Raw genomic sequence first — 25,085 nt, forward strand, 5'->3', positions numbered from 1 at the left:
GGAGGGCCCGGGAGGGGTCAGTCGTTCTTGCGGCCGAAGACGATCTCGTCCCAGCTCGGCACGGAGGCGCGGCGGGTCGAGGACTTCGAGCGGGTCGGCTCCTTCTGCGCGCCGGGCTTCGGCTCCGAGGTGTCCTTGATCAGCACGTCCGCGATGCGTCCGCGCGAGGTCCCGCGGCCGGAGGTCGACCGGCCGGGGCGAGGCTTCTGCGCGGCGTCCTCGTTGGCGGCCTCGTCCTCGGCGGCCTTGTCCTCGTCCTGCGGGTCCGTGGTCTCCTCAGCCGCGGCATCCTCGTCACGGGCGTCGGCGTCGCCCGCGTCATCGTCACGTGCGGGGTCCGCGGAGCGGAAGGCGTGCACGGAGGCCAGCGGGCTGTCGTCGCCGGCGTCCTCGTCGTCCCACAGGTACTCGGTCCGGTCGGCCGAGACGGCGGAGCCGGCGCCGGTGTCGTCTGCGGCCGCCAGGGTCGGCTTCGCCGGCGGCTGCGGGTTCGGAGTCTCCTCCCGCGTGAGCATCAGGGCGAGGGCGTCGTCGGACTCCTCGTCTGCGCCGAGGCGCTGGCCGCGGCGGGCCCGGAGGATGTCGAGCAGCTCCTCGTCCGGGTCCGGGGCGGTGTCCGGGTGCAGGGCGGTCGGCTCGGCGGCCGGGCGCTCGGGGACGTCCCCCGCCTCGACGTCGAACGGGGTCTCGTCGTCCTTCGACCGGCCGGAGGGGATGTTCCAGGTCTCGGCGTCGGCCAGCAGCTGGGCCCAGCGGTTCACGTGGTCCACCTGCTTGGCGCCCTGACGGAACGCGAACCGGGCCGGCGGCTGCTCCTGCGTCGGCTTGGAGCGCAGCCCTTCCAGGCTGAAGTCCGCGACCACGGTCCATGGGCCCGGGCCCTCGCGCCAGGCGTCCCAGGTCACGGCGTCCGCGTCCAGGCCGAGCTCCTGCAGCCGATGGGAGACGAGCTCGCCCAGGGTGCTCGGGCCGCCGTCCTCGACCGTGGAGGAGTAGAGGTCCGGGCCGCCGACCCACACCTCGAGCTGCTGGACCTGCTGTGCGATCCACGCGCGCTCGGCCAGGACCGGGTACTCGAAGACGCGGACACGGGCCAGGGACGCGCCGGTGGCCTCGGCGACCTCCTCGGCGGTGGCGCCGGCGCGGATGCGGGCCTGGATCTCGCGGGGGGACACCTGGGCGGCCGGGACCTCGTCTGCGGCGTCGGCGCCGGGGCGGGTCGAGGAGCCAGCGCGGGGCCGGCCGACGGCGCCGGCATCGTCCTGCCGGCCGTCGGAGGCGGAGGCGACGTCCCCGGCGGAGGTGGGGCGGTCGTCGTCCTTCTCCCGGGACGCCGTGGCGGCGGGGGAGTCGGCGGTGCCGCCGCCGGAGTCGGCGGTCACCAGAGAGCGCACCTCGTCGGTCAGGGGGAGGGTGTGCTCGCCGCCGTCCTGGTCGGTCAGCCGCAGGGCGGTGCCGTCCTCGGTCAGTCCAGCCGGTCGCATCTCGGCCATGGGCGCCAGTGCCTTCCTTCGGGTCGTCTCCGTGCTCACCGGTGCGGCGGCGTCGGCCCGGGCCCAGACGGGTGCCGTCAGGACCGGGCGCGCCTGCGCGCGTCCGTCGTCCGATCCTAGAACACGTCCACGCTGTGACGAACGGAACACGGATGCGGCCGGCTCTCATTTGGCACCGAGGCGACGATCGTGCACAATCTACGCGCAACGGCGCCGTGTGGTCAGCCCCTCGTCGGGGTGACGAAGCCCCACAGTGACCAGCGGTCCGTCCCCCTTTCTTCACCGGCGGTGCGGCCCGTCCCGCCGGTCCAGACCTGAGCGGAGCGTGAGATCCCCCATGGCCACCGACTACGACGCCCCCCGGAAGAACGACGACGACGGCACCGAGGACTCCATCGAGGAGCTGAAGTCCCGTCGCACGGACACCCAGTCCGCCGTCGTCGACGAGGATGAGACCGAGGCCGCGGAGGGCTTCGAGCTGCCCGGCGCCGACCTCTCCGGCGAAGAGCTGATGGTCCGGGTGCTGCCCGCGCAGTCCGACGAGTTCACCTGCGCCTCCTGCTTCCTGGTCCGCCACCGCTCGCAGGCCGCGCGCGAGAAAGGCGGCCTCATCTTCTGCACCGACTGCGAAGGCTGATCCGCCGGGCGCACCCGCCGGCAGCAGACCACGCAGAACGCCCCGGGCATCCGGTCGGATGTCCGGGGCGTTCTGGCGTGTCAGGGGCGGGTCGTGCGCAGACCCTTGGTCCCATGCGCGGCGCTGCGACTCAGCGGTGCCCGTCGTGCTCCAGGTCCTCCGCCGCGGCGGTGTGCATGGTGCCGCCGAGGGCCGCGACGAGCTCCTGCGGACGGCGGGTGCTGGTCAGCCAGTACGGGGTGCGGTCGCGTTCGTCGGTGAGCTGGATGCGGACCACGGGGGAGATCCACCCGCGGATGACCGTGTAGGCGAGGCCGTGCAGACGGGCGCCGCGCTGCTGACGGGCGTCGTCGCCCAGGAAGCCGGTGACCTCGCCGAGGTAGGAGCGCTCGATGCGGGCCTTGCCGACCTGCAGGTCCGTGCCCGTCACCACGATCCGCGGAGTGGACGTGACCAGGACGATCGCCTCCACGATGAAGAACAGGACTGCCGCCACGATGCCGGTGGTCAGGTTGATCGGCGCGAACACCAGCACCGAGAGCGCGGCCAGCATGACGGCCACGACCCACACGCCCACGGACGGCGTCAGGCGCTCCTCGAACAGGACGGTCTCGGCCTCGGCGGCGGGGGCGGTCTGCTGGTTCTCACGCATGTGCTCCAGCTTCCCACACGGACCCCGTCCGCCCGGCCCGGCGCGCGGTCGCTCGGGTAGAGTGGCCCGCTGTGAGTGACATCCACCGCATCCCTGTGCCGCTGCAGCTGCTGGACGATGGGCTCGAGCCGCCCGCCTACGCCGTCGAGGGCGACGCCGGGGCCGACCTGCGCACCACCGTGGACGTGGAGCTCGCCCCCGGGGAGCGCGCGCTGGTCCCGACAGGCGTGGCGATCGCCCTGCCCGCCGGTTACGCCGCCTTCGTGCATCCGCGCTCGGGCCTGGCCGTGCGCCAGGGCCTGAGCGTCGTGAACGCCCCCGGCACCATCGACGCCGGCTACCGTGGCGAGATCAAGGTGCCGCTGGTCAACATGGACCCGTCCTCGCCGATCCGCCTGCAGCGCGGTGACCGCATCGCCCAGCTGGTGGTCCAGCCGGTGGTGCAGGCCGACTTCGTGCGGGTCGAGCGGCTCGAGGACTCCGCCCGCGGCGCCGCCGGATTCGGATCGACCGGAGGCTTCACCCCGGCCGCCGGACCGGACGCCGCCGCAGCCCCGCCGAACGACCGCTGAGCCGGACGCCCGCAAGGAGGAACGCATGATCTTCGGACGCAACCGCAACGTACGCCATGAGCAGGTCACCCTGCCCGAGGAGCTGATGGAGGACCGGGACCGCATCGCGGCCGGCCTGATGCCTGCCGGCGACGACACGACCGGCCCGTTCGACGTGGCCGACCGTCCGGACGCCAAGGGCTACATCGACCTCGGCTCCCTGCGCATCAAGGCCCGCCAGGGCATGAAGCTGCGCCTGGACTTGGAGGACAAGACCCAGCGCGTGATCGCCGTGACCGTCACCGCCGGCACGTCCGCCGTGCAGCTGCAGGCCTTCGCCGCCCCGCGCCGGACGGGCCTGTGGGACGACCTGCGGGCCGAGATCCTCGACGCTCTGGGCACCACCCCCGGTGCCGTGGCGGACGAGCGGCAGGGCCGCTTCGGCACCGAGGTCATGAGCCGTGTGCCCGCCTCCATGCCGGACGGCTCGCCGGGCTGGAACGTGGCCCGCTTCATCGGCGTGGACGGGCCCCGCTGGTTCGTGCGCGGCGTGATCCAGGGTGAGGCCGCCCTGCACCCGGAGGACGCCGAGGAGATCGAGGGCGTCTTCGCCGACCTCGTGGTCGTCCGCGGCGAGGAGCCCGTCCCGCCGCGCGAGCTGCTCCCGCTGCGCCCGCCGGTCAACGCGCGGCCGGTGCGTCGTCGTCGCCCGGGCGGCGAGTCCGCCGACGTCACCGGCGAGCGTGCCCCGGCCGAGGCCCCGCAGCTGCCCGAGCGCGGTCCCGAGATCACCGAGGTCCGCTGACATGGCCGAGACGGTCGAGCGCGTCGGCGTGGTCGCGACCGTCACGGTCCCGGCGGCTGACGCGGACGCCGTCTTCCGCGCCGAGCTCGCGGAGGCCCTGCCCGAGCCGGGGCAGGAGTCTGCCGAGGACACCGTCGTGCTGCTGTGGCATGGGCGCCGCCGTGTGCCCCAGGTGCTGCCCGGGCAGTGGCTGCGCGTGCGCGGAACGCTGACCACCGCCGACGGCGTCCCCACCGTCCACAACCCCGCCTACGACCTGGTTCCCGCACCGGGTCGCCGACAGGAGCGTCCGTGACCCAGCCCGACGAGCACCCCCGTCCCTCCGGGCGTCCCGACGACGGCGGCGCACCCGGACAGCACCGGCCCACCCCGGCGCCGGGCCGCGACGCCGCTGAGGCGGACGCGCCCCTGTCCCCGGACGCGCCCTCCGCGCTGATGCGCTCGTGGGGCGGGTCCGCACGGCTGGACGAGAAGGGCCGACTGGACCCGTTGGCGAGTGTGGGCGGCTGGCGCGGCATCGTGGAGGCCTCGCTGCCGACCTTCGTGTTCATGGTCGCCTTCATGGTGACCCAGGCGGTGTGGCCCTCCGGCGTCGCCGCGGTGGGCGTGGCCGTGGTGATGGGCGCGGTGCGCCTGGTCCAGCGGCAGTCTCCCGTGCAGGCCGTCGCCGGCCTCGCCGTGGTGGTGCTCTGTGTGGTCATGGCCCTCACCACCGGGCAGGCCCGCGACTTCTACGTCTGGGGCTTCGTGACGAACGGTCTCTACTCGCTGGGGTTCGTGGTCTCGATCCTCGTCGGCTGGCCCGTGGTGGGCCTGATCTTCGGCATGGTGCGCGGGGAGGGGGTGGACTGGCGCCACGACCGTGCCCGCCGCCGCGCCTACGCGGTGGCCACGTGGATCATGGTGGCCGTCATGCTCACCCGTCTGGCGGTGCAGCTGCCGCTGTACCTCGCCGAGGCCACGACGGCGCTCGGCGTGGCGCGTCTGGTGATGGGCCTGCCGTTCTATGCCCTCGGGCTCTGGCTGGCCTGGTCCGTGTCCGCGCCGCGGAGGACGGCGGCGGCCTGAGGCGGGGCGCCGTCCCCCGAGCCGGTGCGCGACGGCGTCGGTCAGGACCGTCCGTCCACCGGGTCCACGAGCAGGTCACGCAGCGTCGCCTCCGAGTCCGTCGAGCTCAGGAAGAACACCTCGTCCCCGGCCTGCAGCACCTCGTCAGCCTGCGGCGTCCGCGGGCGGCCGTCGCGCACGACCGCCACGAGCGGGGCCTCGTCCGGCCAGCTGATGGAGCCGATGCGCCGTCCGACGGTCCAGTGGTCCCGGGGCACGGTGTACTCGGACAGCGCCGCCTCGCCGGAGCCGATGTCCAGCAGCCGGACGAGGTCGCCGGTCTCCACCGCCTCCTCCACGAGCGCCGTCATGATCGACGGGGTGGAGACCGCCACGTCCACGCCCCATGCCTCGCCGAACAGCCAGTGGTTGCGCGGGTTGTTGACGCGGGCCACGGTCCGGCCGACGCCGAACTCGCTGCGGCCGAGCAGGGACACCACGAGGTTCGCCCGGTCGTCGCCCGTGGCGCACACGAGCACGTCCGCCCGGTCCAGCTCGGCGCGGCGCAGCACGGACAGGTCCGCGGCGTCGCCGACCAGGACGGCGGCGGAGCACAGGTCGGCGCGCTCGGCGATCTCGTGACGGTGCTCGATCACGCACACCTCGTGCCGGCGGGCGCACAGCTCCCGTGCGATGGACGTGCCGACCGCGCCGGCCCCGACGATGACCACCCTCATGACTCCTCCTTCTCCGGTGCCCCGGCCACGAGGGCCTCGACCTCGTCACGGCGGTCCACCGGGTGCACCAGGTGCACGACGTCCCCCTCCTGCAGCAGCGTCTCCGCGGAGGGGACGACGCCCTCGCCGAAGCGGGTCAGGTACGCCACCCGGGCCTCGGTGACCTCCTCGAGCTCGCCCACGGATCGGCCGTACCAGGACGCGGCACAGGTGAGCTCGCCGATCAGCAGTTCGCCGGAGGCGTCGCGGTGCTCGGAGCGCCCGGTGCCGGCCGGCAGCAGGCGGGAGAGGATGCGGTCGGTGGTCCACTGCACGGCGGCCACGGTGGAGACGCCGAGGCGCTGGTACACGGTCGCACGCTCCGGGTCGTAGATCCGGGCCACGGCATGGCGCACGCCGTAGTGCTCGCGGGCCACCCGGGCGGCGATGACGTTGGTGCTGTCGTCCGCGGAGACCGCGGCCATGCCGACGGCCTGCTCGATCCCGGCCCGGCAGAGGATGTCCTGGTCGAAGCCGACGCCGGCGACGGTGGTGCCGGAGAAGTCCTCGCCGAGCGCCTCGAAGCGGTGCCGGTCGCGGTCCACCACGGCCACCGAGTGGCCGGCGTCCTCGAGCGTGCGGGCCAGGGCGACGCCGACGCGCCCGCAGCCCAGGATGACGAAATGCGCCACGGTGAGTGCCTCCTCCTGCGGCCACGCTGGCCGCCGATCGCCATCATCCCACCCGGAGAGGACCGACGCCCGCGACGCGGGTACTGTGTCCGACGTGACGACGGTCCTGTCCTCTCTGCGCCGACTGCTGGTCGGCCGCCCCGTGGCCTCCGGGCCGGGGCAGCGCACTGTTCTGCCGCGCACCACGGCATTGCCCGTGCACTCCTCGAACGCGTTCTCCTCACTGGCCTACGCGCCGGACGAGGTGATCCTCACGCTCGTGACCGCCGGCGCGACGGGGCTGGCGCTGGGGCCGGTCGTGGGCATCGCGGTGGTCGCGATCATGCTGCTGATCGTCCTCGCCTTCCGTGCCGCGGTCGTCGCAGTGCCGCGCGGCGGCATCTACGAGATGGCCCGGACCAACCTCGGCCCGCGCTCGGGCGTCGTGGCGAGCTCGGCGCTGCTGGTGGACCTCGTGTTCACGGTGGCCGTGTCCCTCGCCGCGTTCGCGCAGTACGCGGTCGCCCTGTTCCCCGTGTTCCGCGGGCACCGCCTCCCCGTGGCGCTGGCGGCCCTGCTCCTGCTGGTCCTCGTGTGCCTGCGGGGAGCGGGACGCGGCCGCAGGATGACGGCCGTGCTGGTGAGCGTCTTCGTGGTGCTGCTGACCGCGACAATCGCCGTCGGTGTGGTCCAGGACCTGACCGGCGGCCTCGCCCGGGCCCAGTCCGCCGGCTACACCGTGGTGGACGCGGTCGCAGCACCGGCCACGGCCCTGGGCGTCGGGCTGTTCGCCCTGCGCGCCTTCGCCGCGGGGTCCGCCCTGCTGACGGGCGTGGAGGCCCCGGTCGGCGCCGTCGAGCAGGTCCGCCGGCCGTCGGTGCCCGGGGTGCGCTGGATCCTGCTCTGCATGGCCGGGACGATGGCCGTCCTCACCCTGGGCGTCATGCACCTGGCGCAGCGCACGGGGGTCGTCGTCGCCCTCGACCACGACCTGCTCCGCACCCCGGGCGGCAACCCGGTGCCCGACGAGCTGACTCCGCCTCCCGTGGTGGCGCAGATCGCCGCGGCGGTCTTCGGCGGGCAGGCCCCGTGGACGACGCTCGTGGTCGCCTCCGTGGCCGTGCTGCTGCTGATCGCCGCCCGGGCCGCCTTCGCCTCGTTCCCCGCGCTCACCGCGCGCCTGGCCGAGGGCGGCTACCTGCCGCGCCACTTCAAGTCCCGCGGCGACCGTCTCGTCCAGAGCTGGTCGGTGATCTGCCTGGGCATCGGCGCGGCGGTGCTCCTGCTGGGCTTCGAGGCCAACACGGCCTACCTGGTGCAGGTCTACGTCATCGGAGTCTTCCTGGCGTTCAGCCTCGCGCTGGCCGGCATGCTGCGGCTCTGGCGTCGCCGTCTGGCGCACACCCCGGGCACCCGCGGGCGCGCCCTCGTCCGGCTGCGCCTGGTGCTGACGGCGGCCGCGCTCGGCGTCACCGTCCTGGCCGGCGTGGTCGTCTTCGTGACCCGTTTCGCCAGCGGCGCCTGGGTCGCGCTGCCGGCGATCCTCCTGGGCGCGCTGCTCATGGGGCGGATCCACGCCCATTACGGGGCCGTCGCCGCAGAGCTGGCCCCCGCCGAGGACGACGACGCACGGGCGCTGCCGTCGCGGGTCCACGCCACCGTGGTGGTGACGTCGCTGAACCGGCCGACCCTGCGCGCCCTGGCCTACGCCCGGGCGAGCCGCCCCGGGAGCCTGGAGGCCGTCGTCGTGGACATCGAGAGGGAACAGACCGCCGCTCTGCTGGCGGAGTGGGAGAGGGCCGCCGTGCCGGTGCCGCTGACCGTGGTCGGGTCCCCCTATCGCGACGCGGTGACCCCGCTCGTGCGCCACCTGCGCAGGCTCTCCGGCCGACGCAGCCACGGGCTCACGATGGTCTACCTGCCCGAGTACGTGGTGCGGCCGGGCTGGCGCACCCTCCTGCACAACAGGGCCGCCTCCCGGCTGCGGAGCCGCCTGCAGCGCGAGCCGGGTGTCATGATCGCCTTGGTGCCGTGGCAGGTGCAGGACGGCCTGCGGGCCGGTGACCTGGGGGCGAACAGCCGTTGACGGTTCGGTGACACGGGGAGCAGTGGTGCGCGCCGCCGCGCGTCCCCGGGTCCACCGGCCCCTTCCGGGCGTGCAAAGATAGGACCACAACAGCGTCGGCGCAAGGTCCGGCGTGCGGCTCCGGAAGGAGAATCCATGGCGGTCACCGACACCCCACACGACTGCGTCGACGTGGACCGGCTCATCGAGCTCGAGGTCGGCGCTGTCGCCCACGGAGGCCACTGCGTGGCCCGTCACGAGGGGCGCGTCGTCTTCGTGCGCCATGCGATCCCGGGCGAACGCGTCCGCGTGGCCCTCACAGAGAGTGAGGAGGGCGCCCGCTTCTGGCGCGGGGACGCCGTGGAGATCATCCGTCCCTCGGAGTTCCGTCGCATCCACCAGTGGAAGCTGGCGGACATGCTGCGCGCCCATGCCTCCGGACGCCTTCCGGTCGGCGGCGCAGAGTTCGGCCACATCGTGGTTCCGCACCAGCGCCGGCTCAAGGCCCAGGTCTACCGGGACACCCTGGCCCGCATCGCCGGCATCACGGTCGAGCCGGAGGTCATGTTCGCCGGCGAGGACGAGCCCACCGGCCAGCGCTGGCGCACGCGCAACGCCTTCGCCGTGACGCCGAACGGCCGCATCGCCATGCACGCGCACCGCTCCGGCACCCTCGTGGCGGTCCGCAACATGCCCCTCGGCGTGCCGGCGCTGGACGCCCTCGCCCTCTGGGACTGGGACTTCTCCGGCGCCGAGCGCGTGGACGTGACGACCCCGGCTGACGGCGGCCGTCCGCTCGTGCTCGTCACCCCCACCGCCCAGACCCGCTCCGACGAGGTCGGCCTCGGACGGCTGCGCACCCGGATCCGCCAGGCCGCCAACGCCCACGGAGAGCTGTCCACCGGCTTCCTGCTGCCGGCCAAGCGCCGCAATGCTCCCGCGAAGGTCGAGCGCATCACCGGGCGCACCTGGGTCGAGGAGACCGTCGCCGCCCACGGCGTGACCCGCACCTTCCGCGTCTCCGGCGACGGGTTCTGGCAGGTCCACAAGGACGCGGCCACCACGCTGGTGGACGCCGTCATGGAGGATGCCGCCCCGCAGCCGGGACAGGTGGTCGCCGACCTCTACGCCGGCGTGGGCCTGTTCACCGCCTTCCTCGCCGAGGCCGTGGGGCCGGGCGGCCACATCCTGTCCGTCGAGGTCGCCCCCCATGCCTCCCGGGACGCCCTGCGCAACCTCCACGACCTCCCGCAGGCCACCGTGCTCAACGGTCCCACCGACCGCGTGCTCGGCAACCTGCTCGCCGACCCGGACGCCGAGGAGCAGGACGGTGGCCTCGCCGGCCGCACCCTGGACACCGTCGTGCTGGACCCGCCGCGTGCCGGGGCCGGCCGACGCGCGGTCGAGCGCATCATCGCGCTCGCCCCGGAGACCGTCGTCTACGTGTCCTGCGACCCGGCCTCACTGGCCCGGGACCTGGCCTGGCTGGCCCGCGGCGGCTACGAGGTCACCCGGGCCCGCGTGATCGACCTCTACCCGGACACCCACCACCTGGAGTCGGTGACGGTCCTGACGCGGACCGCGCCGGCCGTCTGATCTGCGAGAGATCAGGCAACACAGCCTCTCTCCGCTCTGCCTTCAGGGTAGGGTGGAGGCGAGTGCGGTGCACCACATCTCGGCGCCGATCGGCTCACGGATCGCCGTCGCGACGCACCGCTCATGTGAGACCCACAACTGGACGAGCGCCCGGTGCACAGGCCGGGCAGGAAAAGGAGTCCTCCCGTGACGACTGTCGACAGCTTCGGCTCGAAGGGCGTCCTCGACGTCAACGGCGCCGAGTACGAGATCTTCCGCCTCAACAAGGTCGAGGGCGCGGACAAGCTGCCCTACTCCCTCAAGGTCCTCCTCGAGAACCTGCTGCGCACCGAGGACGGTGCGAACGTGACCAAGGAGCAGATCCAGGCCCTGGCGAACTGGGACGCCTCGGCCCAGCCGGACACCGAGATCCAGTTCACCCCGGCCCGTGTGATCATGCAGGACTTCACCGGCGTGCCCTGCGTCGTGGACCTGGCCACCATGCGCGAGGCCATCAAGGACCTCGGCGGTGACCCGACCCGCGTGAACCCGCTGTCCCCGGCCGAGCTGGTCATCGACCACTCCGTGCAGATCGACTTCTTCGGCAACGACCAGGCGATCGAGCGCAACATGGAGGTCGAGTACCAGCGCAACGGGGAGCGCTACAAGTTCCTCCGCTGGGGCCAGACCGCCTTCGACGACTTCAAGGTCGTCCCCCCGGGCATGGGCATCGTCCACCAGGTCAACATCGAGAACCTGGCCCGCACCGTCATGACCCGTGAGGTCGACGGCGTGCTGCGCGCCTACCCGGACACCTGCGTCGGCACCGACTCCCACACCACCATGGTCAACGGCCTGGGCGTGCTGGGCTGGGGCGTCGGCGGCATCGAGGCCGAGGCCGCCATGCTCGGCCAGCCGGTCTCCATGCTGATCCCGCGCGTCGTCGGCTTCAAGCTGACCGGTGAGATCCCGGCCGGCGCCACGGCGACCGACGTGGTCCTGACCATCACCGAGATGCTCCGCGAGCACGGTGCGGTGGGCAAGTTCGTCGAGTTCTACGGCGAGGGCGTCGGCTCCGTGCCGCTGGCCAACCGCGCCACCATCGGCAACATGTCCCCGGAGTTCGGCTCCACCGCCGCGATCTTCCCGATCGACGACGTCACCCTGGACTACCTGCGCCTCACCGGCCGCTCCGAGGAGTCCATCGCCCTCGTGGAGGCGTACGCCAAGGAGCAGGGCATGTGGCACGACCCGTCGAAGGAGGTCGAGTACTCCGAGTACCTGGAGCTGGACCTGTCGACCGTGGTCCCGTCCATCTCCGGCCCGAAGCGTCCGCAGGACCGCATCGAGCTGACCTCCTCCAAGGACCAGTTCCGCAAGGACCTGGCGAACTACGCCTCGGGCGACGAGGAGGGCCTCGGCCGTCCCTCCAAGGCCGTGAACGTGACGATGGAGGACGGCCGCGAGTTCGAGCTGGACCACGGCGCCGTGACCATCGCCTCGATCACCTCCTGCACCAACACCTCCAACCCGTCGGTCATGATGGCCGCGGGCGTGCTGGCGCGCAACGCGGTCGCCAAGGGCCTGACCTCCAAGCCGTGGGTGAAGACCTCCGTGGCCCCGGGCTCCAAGGTCGTCACCGACTACTACGAGAAGTCCGGCCTCAACGAGTCCCTGGACCAGCTGGGCTTCAACATCGTCGGCTACGGCTGCACCACCTGCATCGGCAACTCCGGTCCGCTGGAGTCTGAGATCTCCCAGGCGATCCAGGACAACGACCTCTCCGTGACCGCCGTGCTCTCCGGCAACCGGAACTTCGAGGGCCGCATCAACCCGGACGTGAAGATGAACTACCTGGCCTCCCCGCCGCTGGTGGTCGCCTACGCCCTGGCGGGCTCCATGGACTTCGACTTCGAGAACGAGGCGCTGGGCCAGGACTCGGAGGGCAACGACGTCTACCTGAAGGACATCTGGCCGGACCCGGCCGAGGTCGAGAAGATCATCGACGAGTCCATCGACACCCAGATGTTCGTGGACAAGTACTCCACGATCTTCGACGGCGACGAGCGCTGGCAGTCCCTGGAGACCCCGTCCGGCAACACCTTCGAGTGGGATGCCGACTCCACCTATGTGCGCAAGCCCCCGTACTTCGAGGGCATGGGCATGGAGCCGGATCCCGTCACGGACATCGAGGGCGCCCGCGTCCTGCTCAAGCTCGGCGACTCCGTGACCACGGACCACATCTCCCCGGCGGGCTCCTTCAAGTCCGACACCCCGGCCGGCAAGTACCTGCTGGAGAACGGTGTGGAGCGCAAGGACTTCAACTCCTACGGCTCGCGTCGTGGCAACCACGAGGTGATGATCCGCGGCACCTTCGCGAACATCCGCATCAAGAACCAGCTGCTGGACGGCGTGGAGGGCGGCTTCACCCGCGACTTCACCCAGGACGGCGCCCCGCAGGCCTACGTGTACGACGCCGCGCAGAACTACGCCGAACAGGGCACCCCTCTGGTGGTGCTGGGCGGCAAGGAGTACGGCTCGGGCTCGTCCCGTGACTGGGCGGCCAAGGGCACCGCGCTCCTGGGCGTCAAGGCCGTGATCACCGAGTCCTTCGAGCGCATCCACCGTTCGAACCTCATCGGCATGGGTGTGCTGCCGCTGCAGTTCCCGGAGGGCGAGAACGCCGACTCGCTGGGCCTGAAGGGCACCGAGGTCTTCTCGATCACCGGCGTCACCGAGCTGAACGAGGGCAAGACCCCGAAGACCGTGAAGGTCACCGCCGAGGGCGAGGACGGCAAGGTCACCGAGTTCGATGCGGTCGTCCGCATCGACACCCCCGGTGAGGCCGACTACTACCGCAACGGCGGCATCCTGCAGTACGTGCTGCGCCAGATCGCCGCGAAGTGATCGCCTCGGCGTGACCTGTCGCCTCCGGCGCTGAGCCGGGGCAGTGCCACGACGACGGGCCCCCACCTTCCGCACGGAAGGTGGGGGCCGCCGTCGTCGTGGGTGCCGGGTCCACACCGGTGCACGACCGCTCTTCATCTGCCGAGTTCAGAGCCCGGCTCACCGTTGGGCCAGGCGTGAAGCGCCCTGGATTTCGTTCCGAGGTCAGGACGCAACGGGCGCTACATCTCGGTGGTGAGTGTAGGCCTCCTCGACCTGTGCGGGAGTGCGGTAGCCAAGGGCCTCGTGCAGGTGGGCGGCGTTCCACCAGTGCACCCAATCCATCGTGGCCAGCTCGACAGCCTCGGTCGACTCCCAGAGCCGCGTGGAATGGCTGAGCTTTTACCTTATAGAGCCCGTTCACGTTCTCCGAGAGGGCGTTGTCATACCAGTCGCCCACGGTGCCCACCCAGGCACTCACCCCGGCGGTGGTGAGCGCGTCGGAGCAGGCCAAGCCGACGTACTGGGCGCCTCGGCCCGAGGGGTGGATCAGGCCTTGGCGGCCACGGCTGGCACCGGTGCTCAGGAGAGCACGTTCAAGGGCCAGCAGCGCCAGCCCCTGGGTATGCAGACTGGCCGAGACGGCCCACCCAGCGATCCGGCGAGTGAATACATCCGTGACGAACGCGACGTAGCAGAACCCGGCCAGGATCCTGACGTCGGTGATGTCAGCGACCCACAACGGGTGAGGACGTTCCGCGGCGAAGCGCCGTCCGACGACGTCTGGGCGGGTATCCGGCTCCCTCGCGGGGCGCGTGGTGATCGGCCTGTGGCCCCGCCGCACGGCCTGAAGGCCGGCGGCCCGCATGAGGCGCGCGACGTGGTCCCGGCCGATCTGCCAGCCGGTACAGGCCATGGCGTGGTGCCTCTTCCGCACCCCGTAGATGCTGTAGTTCTCCGCGTGGATCCGCTTGAGCTCCTCGAGCTCCGCTGTGAAAAAAGCCAAGGCCTTGCGCAGGATCTCCTTAGCACGACGCAGTTCGAGGTTCTCCCGGCGCAGCCGGCGCATCTCCTCTGACTCATCGGTGCCCACACCGGGGGCCTTGTCGCGATCGATGCGGGCTTGCTTCCACCAGTTCCGCAGTGTGTGGGGTGAGATCCCGCCGAGGGCCTCAGCCACGGCGGTGCAGGCGACGCGGCCGGAGCACTGCTCGGCCTGGATCCTCATCCTCGATGAGCTCCAGGGCGCGGGTCTTGAACTCGGGGCTGAACTTCTTGGGCATACTCCGATTCTCCTTACTGAGACTCGGAACCAAACCCAGGGTGCTTCACACTAGCTGAAGACCGGTCAAGCAGGTGGGGTCGTCGGGGCGGGTCGAGATGGCCTTTTTCGCGGTGCGGCCTTCAGCTGAGACAGTGAGAGTAGCGTCAATTCCACGCGGCAGCCAGACCCCGACGAATCCGTTGTCGTACGTCGTCAGCGCTTCATCGAAGATGGTTTCCCCGGACGTCGCCTCGACCACGGTGACGTGGACGTCAGTATTGGCGAGCTCGCCGCGGCAAGTCGTGAGGCTGTGGAAGTAGCATTCGTGAGTCTGGCTGCGATACGGGGCGATAGAGACGTAGAACTCGTCTTCTGGCATCGGCACGGTGGTCTGATTGTTCTGATCGTCGGTCAGTACAAGCTGGTCGGGTTCAACCGACGCGAAGAATTCAGACGAGCGATCTGTCACCTTCGTTGAGTCGAGGCGCTTGATGATCTCGCGAGCATTCAATCCGTCTAGATTGTGCTCGACCACCAGTGAGTGATCGGATCCTGCATCAGCAGTCGGTCCCGCATCAGCACAGCCGCTGAGCAGGAGGACGGCGCTGGTCGCCAGACCGGTAAAGGCCGCGCAGATCCTCAGGCGGCTCCTGGAGGACTGGATCGGAGCAACAATGGCAAGTGGCATGCCCAACTCTTTTCTCAGGTGAAGGTGTTCGTGTCGTCAGGTTAGACAGAAGGCATCCCGAGTTCGCCGGTGCCAAGGGCGCGACGACGCGCGAAGCACGCCTGCCCGGAGACATCAAGAGCCTTGTCCTGATCTGGGGTCCACCGGTCCGAGGCACCCTGTGTAGACGAAATCGGATGGTGTCAGGAGCGCACGAGGCGATTGATGGCGTCGGTGGCCTCTTGGATCTTGGCGATGGCCGCGTCTTCATCGCCTTTCTTGGCGGCGTCGAGCACGCAGTGCTTGAGGTGGTCATCGAGAAGACCGGTCGCCACTCCTTGCAGGGCGCGGGTGAGGGCCGAAACCTGGGTGAGGATGTCGATGCAGTACTTTTCGTCGTCGATCATCTTCGTGATGCCGCGGGCTTGGCCTTCGATACGCTTCATGCGGTTGCGGTAGCGGTCCTTGTCACTGATGTAGCCGTGCCGATGGGCTCCGGTGTCGGTACCGGTCTCATCGGCTGCAGTTTCAGTGGTCACGGGTGTGTCCTTCACTTCTGGTGCTCCAGGACGGAGCGGGTGCTGGCAGCTGGGGCGAGGTCGATGCGACGCAGCAGCTGGGCGTTGAGCGCGACGACGACGGTGGAGATCGACATCAGGATCGCACCTACTGACATCGGCATGACGAAGCCGACGGGCGCGAGCACGCCAGCCGCGAGCGGCACAGAGAGCAAGTTGTACCCTGCAGCCCACCACAGGTTTTGCCTCATCTTACGGTATGCGGCACGGGAGAGCTGGATCACCGAGAGCACGCTACGCGGGTCGGAGCTGGCGAGGATGACACCTGCAGAGGCGATGGCGACGTCGGTGCCGGCCCCGATGGCGATGCCGACGTCAGCCTGGGCCAGGGCAGGGGCGTCGTTGACGCCGTCGCCGACCATGGCGACCTTCTTGCCCTCCTTCTGCAGCTGGTCGACCTTGGCGGATTTGTCCTCGGGGCGGACGCCGGCGAAGATCCGGTCGATGCCGAGCTCTCTTCCCACCTCGTTCGCCACGGCTTCAGCGTCGCCGGTGATCATGACGACCTCGACGCCGAGCTGATGGAGCGCATTGACGGCGTCGCGGGACTCGGGGCGGACCTCGTCGGCGAGCTTGAGGCCGCCGATGACCTCGCCGTCGCGGAGGACGTGCAGGATGATCGCGCCCTCGGAGCGCCATGCCTCGGCCGTGCCGACCTCGTGCTGGCCGGTCTCCTCGAGCAGCCGGGGCCCGCCGACGCGGACCTCCTGGCCGGCGACGGTCGCGGTGACGCCGACGGCGGGGGAGGAGGAGAAGCCGCTGGCCTGCTGGAGGGCGAGGCCCTTGTCCTTGGCGGCGGTGACGATGGACCGGGCGAGGGGGTGCTCACTGTCGGCCTCGGCGGAGGCGGCCAGGGCGAGGAGCTGTTCGGCATTCAGGCCGCCGGTCGGCTCCACGCCGGTGACGGTGGGCTCGCCCTTGGTCAGGGTGCCGGTCTTGTCGAAGAGCACCGCGTCGACCTGGCGCATGGACTCCAGGGCGAGGCGGTCCTTGATCAGGACGCCGCCGCGGGCGGCGCGCTCGGTGGCGATGGACACGACCAGAGGGATCGCCAGACCCAGCGCATGGGGGCAGGCGATGACGAGGACAGTGATGGTGCGAACGACCGCGTCGTCGGGGAGCCCGAAGAGCGTCCAGACGACGGCGGTGATCAGCGCAGCTCCGAGGGCGAACCAGAACAGCAGGGCCGCAGCCCGGTCGGCGATGCGCTGGGCACGGGAGGATGAGCCCTGCGCCTCGGCGACGAGCCTGTTGATGCCCGCCAGAGCCGTGTCGTCGCCGGTGGCGGTGATCTCTACGCGCAGGCCGGAGTCGGTGGCCACGGTGCCGGCGGTGACGTTCTCGCCCTCGCCGCGGGCGACGGGGTGTGATTCGCCGGTGATCATGGACTCGTCCATGTCGGCGCGGCCGTCGACGATGGTGCCGTCGGCGGGGACGCTGCCGCCGGGCCGGACGATGACGACGTCGCCGACGCGCAGCTCTGCCGGGTCGACCTTGACGACGTCGTCTCCCTCTATACGCTCAGCCTCGTCAGGGAGCAGCGCGGCGAGGGAGTCCAACGCCGAGGTGGTCTGTGCCAGTGAGCGCATCTCGATCCAGTGGCCCAGCAGCATGATGACGATCAGCAGCGCCAACTCCCACCAGAACTCGAGCTCGGGGTGGACGAGACCGACAGTGGCGGCCCAGGAGGCGAGGAATGCGACGGTGATGCCGAGCGCGATGAGCAGCATCATCCCCGGCTGGCGGCTTTTCAGCTCGCTGACAGCACCGGTGAGGAACGGGGTGCCGCCCCAGGCGTACATGACGGAGCCGAGGACTGCGGCGACCCAGCCCGCCCAGCTGGGGACCGAGTAGCCCAGGAGCATGGCGAACATGGGGGAGAACGCGACCACCGGGATGGCGATGATCAGGTTGATCCAGAACAGCCGCCGGAACTGGCCGACGTGGTCGCCGTGGCCCGCGTGACCACCGCCGTGATGACCGTGCCCGGCGTGGTCACCGTGTTCCATGGTGTGGTCTTCGTTCTCGGCGCGCGAGTCGTCACGGTGGCCGGACTCGGTGGTCGCGACGCCGGCGTGGTCATGGTGATGCGTGGTCGGGTCCGTCATGCTCTTCACTTCCCTTCGTGATTCCCCGATCTTTCCTTCGATCGGGTCCTATTTCGCCGCGGACCTTCAGCGCGCCCGCCGCGATCGGCTCAGGAGGCCGGCTTGAGCTCGCTCTCGACGACCCACTTGTGGTTGGTCATCGTCATGCCGTCGGACTCGTAATCGACCATGTAGACGGTCTCCTCGGTGGAGGAGGCGATGGTCGCCTTCGTGCCCTTCATGCCTTCCATGTGTTCGGCCTCGAGAGTGACCTCGGTGCCGTCGGCCAGACGTTCATCTCCGGCGTCCTTGATCTCCTGCTGGACGACCCACTTGTGATCCTTGACCGGCTCCCCGCCTGCGGACGGCGTGAAGTTCACCGCATAGGTGTACGTGTCGTACGCGCCGGCGATCGTCGCGTTCGCACCGTCCATGCCCTCCATGTGGTCGGCGGTGAGCGTGACCTCGGTGCCGACCGGGTATGTGGGTGACGCAGCCCCCTCGATGCCCTCGGGGGCGGGGCCGCCGTCCATCGGATGCTCCATCCCGCCGCTGTCAGAGCTGCTGCCGTGGCCCTCGTGCTGGCTGGTCGTCGAGGGGGTCGCGTGGTCCTGGTCGCCGCCGCTGCTGCAGCCGGTGAACACGAGCGCTCCTCCGAGCACTCCTGCGGCGACGGTGGTCATGAGGTGCTTGCGCATGAAGTCTCCTGTTCGTTCTGGTCCAGTCAACGCTATACCCCCCCAGGGTATCAAGTGAATGTCGATCGGCGGGCGTGGAATCGCCCGGCCAAGATCCCATCGACCCGGGGTGGCAGCGCTGAGGCTGCGATGGAGAACATCGGCTCGGCTGCTCTGGTCGCAGATGGAATCGAGGCCCGAACGGACGGGCTCACCTCGCTCGCCGTCGTGACGGGATCGGCTGCGTCGTCTCGTGAACATCACCGTGGTGAGAAGACGATCCCAGTACCGCCGATCACCCAAGAGGAATTGGTCTTGTACGGTTGCATCGTCGGGCGTCCCATCGAGACAGGGATCCTGAGAGCCGACGGAAGCTGTGCAACTATCGCCAGGCAGAGCGAAGCATGTCTCAGTACGTGCTCCGTCAGATCGCCGCGAAGGCCTGATCCACGGGGCCCGCCCGCGCGGGCCGCCGCCCGCGTCCCGCCCGGATGCGCACCTGCGGAGTACGCTGGACGGACCATGGAACATCTGCCCCCCACGAGACCCGGCGCCCCACTGCTGCCGCAGATCGCCTGCCCGGCGGACCTGTCGGCCCTCACAGAGGACCAGTTGGCCGCGCTGGCGGAGGAGATCCGCCAGTTCCTCATCACCCACGTCTCCCAGACCGGCGGGCACCTCGGCCCGAACCTGGGCGTGGTCGAGATGACGATGGCCATCCATCGCGTGTTCGACTCGCCGCGGGACGCGGTCGTGTTCGACACGGGCCACCAGTCCTACGTGCACAAGCTGCTCACCGGTCGCCAGGACTTCTCCCGGCTGCGCCAGGAGGGAGGCCTCACCGGCTACGGCGATCGGGCCGAGTCCGAGCATGACGTGGTGGAGTCCTCGCACGCCTCGTCCTCCCTGTCCTGGGCGGACGGCATCTCCCGCGCCTGGAAGCTGACCGGGCAGGGCGACCGCACGGTCGTCGCGGTGATCGGCGACGGCGCTCTCACCGGCGGCATGGCCTGGGAGGCGGTGAACAACATCGCCGCGGACAAGGACCGCCGCGTGGTGATCGTGGTCAACGACAACGGCCGCTCCTATGCCCCGACCGTCGGCGGCATCGCCAACCACCTCACCGGCCTGCGCCGCAGCGTGCTGGACAAGGTCCGCACGCACCGCCGCTACGAGCAGACCCTGGACTCGATGAAGGGCCGGCTGAAGTCGGCCGGCGCCCCGGGCGACGTGGTCTACCGCGGCCTGCACGCGGCGAAGAAGGGCCTGAAGGACCTGTGGGCCCCGCAGGGCCTGTTCGAGGACCTCGGCGTGAAGTACATCGGCCCGGTGGACGGCCACGACCTCCAGGAGATGGAGGATGCCCTCCGGGACGCGAACGCCTACGGCGGCCCGGTGCTCGTGCACGCCATGACGGAGAAGGGCCACGGCTACGCCCCGGCGTTGGCCCACATGGACGACCAGTTCCACGCCGTCGGTCAGATCGACCCGGTCACCGGCGAGGCGCTCGGTGCCGCGTCGGCGCCGTCCTGGACCTCGGTGTTCGGGGAGGAGATGGTCGCCCTGGCCGAGGAGCGGAAGGACATCGTCGGCATCACCGCGGCGATGCAGAACCCGGTGGGACTCGGCCCGATGGCGGCCCGCTTCCCGGAGCGCGTGTTCGACGTCGGCATCGCCGAGCAGCATGCCACCACATCGGCCGCCGGCATGGCGTTCGGCGGCCTGCACCCGGTGGTCGCCATCTACGCGACCTTCCTGAACCGCGCCTATGACCAGATGCTCATGGACGTGGGCCTGCACCGCGCCGGCGTGACGTTCGTGCTGGACCGCGCGGGCGTCACCGGCCCGGACGGCCCCAGCCACCACGGCATGTGGGACATGGCCCTGCTGCAGTCCGTCCCGGGCCTGCGCATGGCCGCCCCGCGCGACGCCGACCGCCTCCGTGAGGAGCTGCGCGAGGCCGTGGCCGTCGAGGACGCGCCCACCGTGGTGCGCTTCGCCAAGGGGTCCGTGGGCGAGCCGGTCGAGGCCGTGGAGCGCCTGGCCGACGGCACCGACGTGCTGGCCCGCCTGGGCGAGGCCTCGGACGTCCCCGGCGCCGAGCGCGACGTGCTGATCGTGGCCGTCGGCTCCTTCGCCGAGCTCGGCCTGGACGTGGCCCGCCGGCTGTCTCAGCAGGGCATCTCCGCCACCGTGGTGGACCCGCGCTGGGTGCTGCCGGTGGCCGACTCCGTGGTGGAGCTCGCCGCGGCGCACCGCATCGTGGTGTGCCTCGAGGACGGTGTGAAGGCAGGCGGCGTGGGTTCCCGCATCCGCCAGGTCATGCGCGCCGCAGGGGTGGACACCGCCCTGAACGAGGTCGGCCTGCCGGTGGAGTTCCTCGCGCAGGGCACCCGTGCCCAGGTCCTGGGGCGGGTGGGCCTGACCGCCCAGCAGATCACCCGGGACACCGTCGCCCAGGTGCTCGGCTCCAAGGTCCCGTATGCCCGCTCCGCGGACCCCTGCACCGGCGGCCTGCCGCTGCTGGAGGGCAGTCACGACGGCGGCGCGGCCGGCTCCGGCTCGACCGCCGCCTCGGGCCGGACCTCCTCTCAGGCCGCCGACTCCACCCGGGGGAAGAAGGCATGAGCATCGTCCGCTGCTACCGCGATACGACCGCCGAGGACGGCTCGCGCCTGTTCGAGTACCGCGAGGCCTGGTGCGTCCCGGGTTCCGGCGTGGTCGTGGTCCACCACGGCAGGGTCGGTCAGCCCGGCACCGTGAACGAGGAGGAGGTCGCCGACGACGCCGCCGGCGAGGAGCTGCTCGAGGCCTTCGCCGCCCAGTGCGCCGAGGACGGCTTCGCCGAGCTCGACGAGTCCGCCCTCACGGACCTGGTGGTGGCCTACCGCCTGCGCGGACGCGCCGCCACGGACATCGAGCGCCGCCACGGCCAGACCCTGGCCGGGGAGATCACCCACCGGCTCGCCTGGCGCGGACTGGGCGAGGTCGTGGACGTCGCGGAGGCCGAGGGCCGTCTCGAGCTGCGCGTGCGCACCCCGCACGCCGGCCGGGCCGCGAAGGAGATCCCGTTCGCCGCTAAGCGCGCACACGGGGTCCAGCCGAACAAGATCGAGGTCCTCGAGGACCGCACGGCGTCCGCAGACGCCGGAAAGGACGCCTGAGCCATGCAGACCCGTCGAGTGGGCAACTCCGGCCTGACCGTCTCCGTGATCGGCCTGGGGTGCAACAACCTCGGCCGCGCCGGCACCGCCACCGAGTCCCAGGCCGGGACCGATGCCGTGGTGCGGGCCGCGATCGACCACGGCATCACCTTCTTCGACGTCGCGGACATGTACGGGGCCACCCCGGGGCTGTCCGAGGAGCGCCTCGGCAAGGCGCTCGGCGCGGACCGCGACAAGATCGTGCTGGGCACGAAGTTCGGCATGGACATGGACGGCGCCAACGGCCCGGACTTCGGCGCCCGCGGCTCCCGCGCATACATCGTGCGCGCCGTGGAGGCCTCCCTGCGCCGCCTCGGCACGGACTGGATCGACCTCTACCAGTTCCACACCCCGGACCCCCAGACCCCGATCGACGAGACCCTGGCCGCCCTGGACGACCTCGTCCGGGCCGGAAAGGTCCGCTACATCGGCCACTCCAACCGCTGCGGCTGGCAGATCGCGCAGGCCGAGTACGTGGCCCGCGAGCTGGGCACCGAGCGGTTCGTCTCCGCGCAGAACCACTACAACCTGCTGGACCGCCGCGCCGAGCAGGAGGTCGTCCCGGCCGCCGAGGAGTTCGGCCTCGGCGTGTTCCCGTACTTCCCCCTGGCCAACGGCCTGCTCACCGGCAAGTACTCGGACGGGCGTGCCCCGGCCGGCTCGCGCCTGTCCCACGTGCGTCAGAACCTCGTGGAGGACGCCGACCGCGAGCAGCTCGCGGCGTTCGGCGCCTTCGCGCGGGAGCGCGACCTCACCGAGGTGCAGGTCGCCCTCGGCTGGCTCGCCGCGCAGGGGCCGGTGGCCTCGGTGATCGCCGGCGCGACCCGCCCGGAGCAGATCGGGCAGAACGTCCGTGCCGCCGACTGGGAGCCCACCCAGGAGGACCTCGCCGCGCTGGACGAGATCTTCCCGGCGGTGCCCCGGGTCGCCCTGTTCTGAGCGCTGTGGCCCTGCTGTCCGTGCTGTCCTCGCCACAGACCTGGTGGTGGACGGCGTCGATCGTGGTCGGCGTGCTCTTCCTCGTCGGCCTGGTGACCCTGTCCCGCTCGCCCTTGGACGAGCGCCGTCGTGTGCCCTGGGTGCTGGCAATCGTCTGCCTGCCGGGCCTCGGCTCGCTGGCGTGGCTGTGGTGGCGGTACCGCCACTATCCGGCCCGCCGCGCCGAACAGCCCGACTGGGATCCGAACTCGAACGCCGCCCCGCTGCTCCCGCCGGCCCGCTCGCCGAAGGTCGCCGCCCCGCGCCGGTACGGTGCCGACCCAGACCCCTCGGTCCCCGGCTCCCGCCGCTATGGCGCCCAGGACTGAGGCACTGTCGTTCGGGAAACGGTCGGGTCCCGGGACACTTTCGTTCGGGAAACAGTCGCGTCCTGGGACACTTTCGTTCGGGAAACGGTCGAGTGGCCGGGCCCGCGCCACGGAATCCGTCCCTCCGCCTGTCGGTGCCGGTCGTTCCGTCACACCTGACATCGGATCGCCCCGTGCCGACCCGAGCGCCTGACCACAGGCCGACGGCCGCCCACCTCACCAGGTGGGCGGCCGTCGTCGTGGAGCCGGTGGTGGGGGCGGGTCAGAGCTTGACCAGGATCTGCTCTCCGTCCACGCGCGCCTGGAAGTCGGTGAGCGGCTTCTTCGCCGGCCCGCCGTAGGGCTTGCCGGTCACCGGGTCGAAGTGGGAGCCGTGGCACGGGCAGCCGTAGGTGGTCTGGCCGTCGCGCTCGGTGATCTCCACGGCGCAGCCCTGGTGGGTGCAGACGTTGGAGTATGCGGTGACGTTGTCCTCGTCCTCGCGGTGCAGCAGCAGGGTGCGGCCGTCCACGTCCAGCTGCGTGGACTCGCCCACGGGCAGGTCGGCCGAGGCCATGACCTCGGTGAAGTCGCCGCCGGTGTGGTGCTTCTGCGCGGCGTTCTCCTCCTTCAGCTGCTGGGTGCAGCCGGACAGGGCCAGCGAGCCGGCGCCGGCCGCCGCGGCGGCCAGGGAACCGCGCAGGACGGTGCGACGGTTCGAGCAGGCACAGCCTTCGGTGGCGATGGGGGTGGTGTCCTCGTTGCTCATGGACCCCATTGTCCCAGGTGGCGCGAGGAGAACCCGCAGTTCTGACAGGATGGGACACGTGAGTTCCCCGAAGACCCCCGGCCAGTACCCGCTCGACCCGCTCGACGATTGGGAGGCGTTCCTGCTCGGCGGAGAGCACTGCGGCTTCCTGCACCGGCACCTGGCCGACGGCGTGCTGACCACCCGCACCGCCTTCCAGCCGACATCCGCGCAGCGCGCCGCGACCCCGTCCCTCCCGGAGCGGTTCATGGCCCAGTGCCAGGTGCACTTCGCCGCGGACGGCTCCACCTGGACCGAGCTGTCCTACGAGGACTCCGCCTCCGCCCAGCGCGTGCGCATCGAGCGCGAGCGCGCCGGCCTGGACGCGGACATCGTGCCCTCCTACGCGGACGGCCTGCTGGCCCGCACGGTGGGCGAGACCGGCGAGGCCCTGACGTACCGGCGCCTGGAGGAGGCCTCACCGCTGCAGGGCCCCGTACGGATCCTCGAGGCCGCGCTCGCCCCCACGGACGTCGAGGCGGCCCCCGGCGGCGACGGCGCCGCGGCGCACCGCATCGAGCTGCGCTCCGAGGGCCACGTGCTCGGCATCCACTGGGTGCGTGAGGGCGCACTGACCGGCTCCGACTGGGGAGCCGGCGCCATCTCCGTTCCCGTCGACTCGGACGAGGCCGCCCTCCACGGGCTGCCCGAGGACCTGGTCACCTTCGCCCGCATGCCGCGCTGAGCGTCACGGCCGACCGCGCTGAGCGTCACCGCCGACCGCGGTGCACGCCGCCGCAGACCGCGCTGAGCGGCGCGGCGACGTGAACCTGAGGGCGGACGTCCGCCGGTGAGCCGGTGCGGGCTCAGGCGGCGTGGAACCGCTGACCGTTGACGCGCTCGGAGGCGCCCACCGTGTCCAGGTACGGGGTGATGCCGCCCAGATGCATCGGCCAGCCGGCGCCGAGGATCATGCACAGGTCCACGTCCTCCGGCGCGGCCACCACGCCCTCGTCCAGGAGCAGGCCGATCTCCTCGGCCAGCGCGTCCTGCACGCGGACGAGCAGCTGCTCGGCGGTCTGCGGGTCCTCGCCCTGGCTCAGCAGTGCGGCGGTGGCCTCGGGGATGGCCTCGCCGGTCGCGCCGCCGGCCTCGGCCGGGTCCTTGACGTCCTTGGCCCAGAGGGCGGTCTTGCCGCCGTCGATGAGCGCCTGGACGTTCTTCGACACCGGGAAGCGCTCCTCGCCGAAGGCCGCCGCCAGGGACTCGGAGACGTGCTGAGCCACGGGCAGACCCACCATGGCGGCCAGGGTGAACGGCGTCATGGGCATGGCCAGAGGATCGAGCGCGTGGTCCGCGGTGAGGGCGTCGGTGCCGGCGTCGAAGGAGGCCTGGACCTCGCCCATGAGGCGCAGGAGCACGCGGTTGACCACGAAGGCGGCGGCGTCGTGCACGAGCACGCCGGTCTTGCGCAGGC

The 25,085-nt window shown here is 71.3% G+C and carries 23 protein-coding genes and 1 pseudogene; 13 read left to right on the plus strand and 11 right to left on the minus strand.

Annotation, left to right across the window (positions count from 1 at the left end; genetic code table 11):
• Positions 1 to 17: 17 nt before the first annotated feature.
• Positions 18 to 1,493: a septation protein SepH gene (gene sepH / locus MLY01S_RS08465; RefSeq protein WP_067191145.1), complete on the minus strand. Its 1,476-nt coding sequence runs from the start codon at positions 1,491 to 1,493 to the stop codon at positions 18 to 20.
• A 337-nt stretch (positions 1,494 to 1,830) separates the two neighbouring features.
• On the opposite strand from sepH, the gene MLY01S_RS08470 reads away from it, so the two are divergent.
• Entirely contained in the window at positions 1,831 to 2,130 is a 300-nt protein-coding gene (locus MLY01S_RS08470; protein WP_067191147.1) for a DUF4193 domain-containing protein, read from the plus strand.
• A 130-nt stretch (positions 2,131 to 2,260) separates the two neighbouring features.
• On the opposite strand, the gene MLY01S_RS08475 is transcribed toward MLY01S_RS08470, so the two are convergent.
• Positions 2,261 to 2,782: a DUF3093 domain-containing protein gene (locus MLY01S_RS08475; protein WP_067191149.1), complete on the minus strand. Its 522-nt coding sequence runs from the start codon at positions 2,780 to 2,782 to the stop codon at positions 2,261 to 2,263.
• A 71-nt stretch (positions 2,783 to 2,853) separates the two neighbouring features.
• Between MLY01S_RS08475 and dut the strand changes: the two genes are divergently transcribed.
• The 4 genes from dut to MLY01S_RS08495 are packed head-to-tail and all read left to right on the plus strand — an operon-like array spanning position 2,854 to position 5,206.
• Positions 2,854 to 3,354, plus strand: coding sequence for a dUTP diphosphatase (gene dut, locus MLY01S_RS08480; protein ID WP_067191151.1), 501 nt, complete (start codon positions 2,854 to 2,856; stop codon positions 3,352 to 3,354).
• A 25-nt stretch (positions 3,355 to 3,379) separates the two neighbouring features.
• Positions 3,380 to 4,138 (plus strand): DUF3710 domain-containing protein, encoded by a 759-nt coding sequence (locus tag MLY01S_RS08485; protein WP_067191153.1) that lies wholly within the window; start codon positions 3,380 to 3,382, stop codon positions 4,136 to 4,138.
• A 1-nt stretch (position 4,139) separates the two neighbouring features.
• On the plus strand, positions 4,140 to 4,433 hold the full coding sequence (locus MLY01S_RS08490) for a hypothetical protein (RefSeq protein ID WP_067191155.1): 294 nt from the start codon (positions 4,140 to 4,142) through the stop codon (positions 4,431 to 4,433).
• Positions 4,430 to 5,206, plus strand: a complete 777-nt coding sequence (locus MLY01S_RS08495) for a DUF3159 domain-containing protein (RefSeq protein ID WP_245232104.1) — start codon at positions 4,430 to 4,432, stop codon at positions 5,204 to 5,206. Before MLY01S_RS08490 ends, MLY01S_RS08495 begins: the two co-directional genes overlap by 4 nt.
• 41 nt (positions 5,207 to 5,247) lie before the next feature.
• Here the strand turns inward: MLY01S_RS08495 and MLY01S_RS08500 are convergent, their stop codons facing one another.
• Together MLY01S_RS08500 and MLY01S_RS08505 are read right to left on the minus strand one after the other, a co-directional pair.
• Complete coding sequence (locus MLY01S_RS08500; RefSeq protein ID WP_067191157.1) at positions 5,248 to 5,922, minus strand: potassium channel family protein; 675 nt, start codon at positions 5,920 to 5,922, stop codon at positions 5,248 to 5,250.
• On the minus strand, positions 5,919 to 6,593 hold the full coding sequence (locus tag MLY01S_RS08505; RefSeq protein WP_067191159.1) for a potassium channel family protein: 675 nt from the start codon (positions 6,591 to 6,593) through the stop codon (positions 5,919 to 5,921). Before MLY01S_RS08505 ends, MLY01S_RS08500 begins: the two co-directional genes overlap by 4 nt.
• Positions 6,594 to 6,687: 94 nt before the next feature.
• Here MLY01S_RS08505 and MLY01S_RS08510 point away from each other — a divergent pair, with 94 nt between their 5' ends.
• The 3 genes from MLY01S_RS08510 to acnA all read left to right on the plus strand — a co-directional run bounded on the left by MLY01S_RS08510 (position 6,688) and on the right by acnA (position 13,119).
• Complete coding sequence (locus MLY01S_RS08510; RefSeq protein WP_067191180.1) at positions 6,688 to 8,658, plus strand: APC family permease; 1,971 nt, start codon at positions 6,688 to 6,690, stop codon at positions 8,656 to 8,658.
• A 135-nt stretch (positions 8,659 to 8,793) separates the two neighbouring features.
• Positions 8,794 to 10,233: a class I SAM-dependent RNA methyltransferase gene (locus MLY01S_RS08515; RefSeq protein WP_067191161.1), complete on the plus strand. Its 1,440-nt coding sequence runs from the start codon at positions 8,794 to 8,796 to the stop codon at positions 10,231 to 10,233.
• Between the two features lie 186 nt (positions 10,234 to 10,419).
• Positions 10,420 to 13,119 (plus strand): aconitate hydratase AcnA, encoded by a 2,700-nt coding sequence (gene acnA, locus MLY01S_RS08520; protein WP_067191162.1) that lies wholly within the window; start codon positions 10,420 to 10,422, stop codon positions 13,117 to 13,119.
• Between the two features lie 204 nt (positions 13,120 to 13,323).
• Here the strand turns inward: acnA and MLY01S_RS12160 are convergent.
• The 5 genes and pseudogenes from MLY01S_RS12160 to MLY01S_RS08540 form a co-directional block, all read right to left on the minus strand.
• Positions 13,324 to 14,381 (minus strand): annotated as a pseudogene (locus MLY01S_RS12160) (IS3 family transposase).
• A gap of 45 nt (positions 14,382 to 14,426) precedes the next feature.
• Positions 14,427 to 15,050, minus strand: coding sequence for a CueP family metal-binding protein (locus tag MLY01S_RS08525; protein ID WP_082739989.1), 624 nt, complete (start codon positions 15,048 to 15,050; stop codon positions 14,427 to 14,429).
• Between the two features lie 182 nt (positions 15,051 to 15,232).
• On the minus strand, positions 15,233 to 15,568 hold the full coding sequence (locus MLY01S_RS08530) for a metal-sensitive transcriptional regulator (protein WP_271437975.1): 336 nt from the start codon (positions 15,566 to 15,568) through the stop codon (positions 15,233 to 15,235).
• 11 nt (positions 15,569 to 15,579) lie between these two features.
• The gene (locus tag MLY01S_RS08535) at positions 15,580 to 17,715 is read right to left on the minus strand and encodes a heavy metal translocating P-type ATPase (protein ID WP_067191167.1); all 2,136 of its coding nucleotides are present in this window, start codon (positions 17,713 to 17,715) and stop codon (positions 15,580 to 15,582) included.
• A gap of 89 nt (positions 17,716 to 17,804) precedes the next feature.
• Complete coding sequence (locus MLY01S_RS08540) at positions 17,805 to 18,392, minus strand: YdhK family protein (RefSeq protein WP_067191169.1); 588 nt, start codon at positions 18,390 to 18,392, stop codon at positions 17,805 to 17,807.
• Between the two features lie 501 nt (positions 18,393 to 18,893).
• Here MLY01S_RS08540 and dxs point away from each other — a divergent pair.
• The 4 genes from dxs to MLY01S_RS08560 are packed head-to-tail and all read left to right on the plus strand — an operon-like array spanning position 18,894 to position 22,881.
• Positions 18,894 to 20,999 (plus strand): 1-deoxy-D-xylulose-5-phosphate synthase, encoded by a 2,106-nt coding sequence (dxs, locus tag MLY01S_RS08545; RefSeq protein ID WP_082739991.1) that lies wholly within the window; start codon positions 18,894 to 18,896, stop codon positions 20,997 to 20,999.
• Complete coding sequence (locus MLY01S_RS08550) at positions 20,996 to 21,535, plus strand: hypothetical protein (RefSeq protein ID WP_067191171.1); 540 nt, start codon at positions 20,996 to 20,998, stop codon at positions 21,533 to 21,535. The genes dxs and MLY01S_RS08550 overlap by 4 nt, the downstream gene beginning before the upstream one ends.
• A gap of 3 nt (positions 21,536 to 21,538) precedes the next feature.
• A complete protein-coding gene (locus MLY01S_RS08555; RefSeq protein WP_067191173.1) occupies positions 21,539 to 22,513 on the plus strand; it encodes an aldo/keto reductase in 975 nt (324 codons plus the stop codon).
• 5 nt (positions 22,514 to 22,518) lie between these two features.
• Positions 22,519 to 22,881, plus strand: a complete 363-nt coding sequence (locus MLY01S_RS08560) for a PLD nuclease N-terminal domain-containing protein (protein WP_067191175.1) — start codon at positions 22,519 to 22,521, stop codon at positions 22,879 to 22,881.
• A 262-nt stretch (positions 22,882 to 23,143) separates the two neighbouring features.
• Here the strand turns inward: MLY01S_RS08560 and MLY01S_RS12165 are convergent, their stop codons facing one another.
• The gene (locus MLY01S_RS12165) at positions 23,144 to 23,629 is read right to left on the minus strand and encodes a QcrA and Rieske domain-containing protein (RefSeq protein ID WP_082739992.1); all 486 of its coding nucleotides are present in this window, start codon (positions 23,627 to 23,629) and stop codon (positions 23,144 to 23,146) included.
• A gap of 58 nt (positions 23,630 to 23,687) precedes the next feature.
• Here MLY01S_RS12165 and MLY01S_RS08570 point away from each other — a divergent pair, with 58 nt between their 5' ends.
• A complete protein-coding gene (locus tag MLY01S_RS08570) occupies positions 23,688 to 24,353 on the plus strand; it encodes a hypothetical protein (RefSeq protein WP_135103283.1) in 666 nt (221 codons plus the stop codon).
• 121 nt (positions 24,354 to 24,474) lie between these two features.
• Here the strand turns inward: MLY01S_RS08570 and MLY01S_RS08575 are convergent.
• Positions 24,475 to 25,085 (minus strand): 3-hydroxyacyl-CoA dehydrogenase family protein (locus tag MLY01S_RS08575; protein WP_255218018.1); only part of this gene is annotated, 611 nt, incomplete at its 5' end.

The sequence above is a fragment of the Micrococcus lylae NBRC 15355 genome (assembly GCF_001570885.1).
Classification (GTDB): domain Bacteria; phylum Actinomycetota; class Actinomycetes; order Actinomycetales; family Micrococcaceae; genus Micrococcus; species Micrococcus lylae.

Coding starts and splice junctions, on each gene's coding strand:
- sepH (WP_067191145.1), bottom strand. CDS start 1,493: ATGGCCGAGATGCGACCGGCTGGACTGACCGAGGACGGCACCGCCCTG.
- MLY01S_RS08470 (WP_067191147.1), top strand. CDS start 1,831: ATGGCCACCGACTACGACGCCCCCCGGAAGAACGACGACGACGGCACC.
- MLY01S_RS08475 (WP_067191149.1), bottom strand. CDS start 2,782: ATGCGTGAGAACCAGCAGACCGCCCCCGCCGCCGAGGCCGAGACCGTC.
- MLY01S_RS08485 (WP_067191153.1), top strand. CDS start 3,380: ATGATCTTCGGACGCAACCGCAACGTACGCCATGAGCAGGTCACCCTG.
- MLY01S_RS08490 (WP_067191155.1), top strand. CDS start 4,140: ATGGCCGAGACGGTCGAGCGCGTCGGCGTGGTCGCGACCGTCACGGTC.
- MLY01S_RS08500 (WP_067191157.1), bottom strand. CDS start 5,922: ATGAGGGTGGTCATCGTCGGGGCCGGCGCGGTCGGCACGTCCATCGCA.
- MLY01S_RS08515 (WP_067191161.1), top strand. CDS start 8,794: ATGGCGGTCACCGACACCCCACACGACTGCGTCGACGTGGACCGGCTC.
- MLY01S_RS08525 (WP_082739989.1), bottom strand. CDS start 15,050: ATGCCACTTGCCATTGTTGCTCCGATCCAGTCCTCCAGGAGCCGCCTG.
- MLY01S_RS08535 (WP_067191167.1), bottom strand. CDS start 17,715: ATGACGGACCCGACCACGCATCACCATGACCACGCCGGCGTCGCGACC.
- MLY01S_RS08540 (WP_067191169.1), bottom strand. CDS start 18,392: ATGCGCAAGCACCTCATGACCACCGTCGCCGCAGGAGTGCTCGGAGGA.
- dxs (WP_082739991.1), top strand. CDS start 18,894: ATGGAACATCTGCCCCCCACGAGACCCGGCGCCCCACTGCTGCCGCAG.
- MLY01S_RS08550 (WP_067191171.1), top strand. CDS start 20,996: ATGAGCATCGTCCGCTGCTACCGCGATACGACCGCCGAGGACGGCTCG.
- MLY01S_RS08555 (WP_067191173.1), top strand. CDS start 21,539: ATGCAGACCCGTCGAGTGGGCAACTCCGGCCTGACCGTCTCCGTGATC.
- MLY01S_RS12165 (WP_082739992.1), bottom strand. CDS start 23,629: ATGAGCAACGAGGACACCACCCCCATCGCCACCGAAGGCTGTGCCTGC.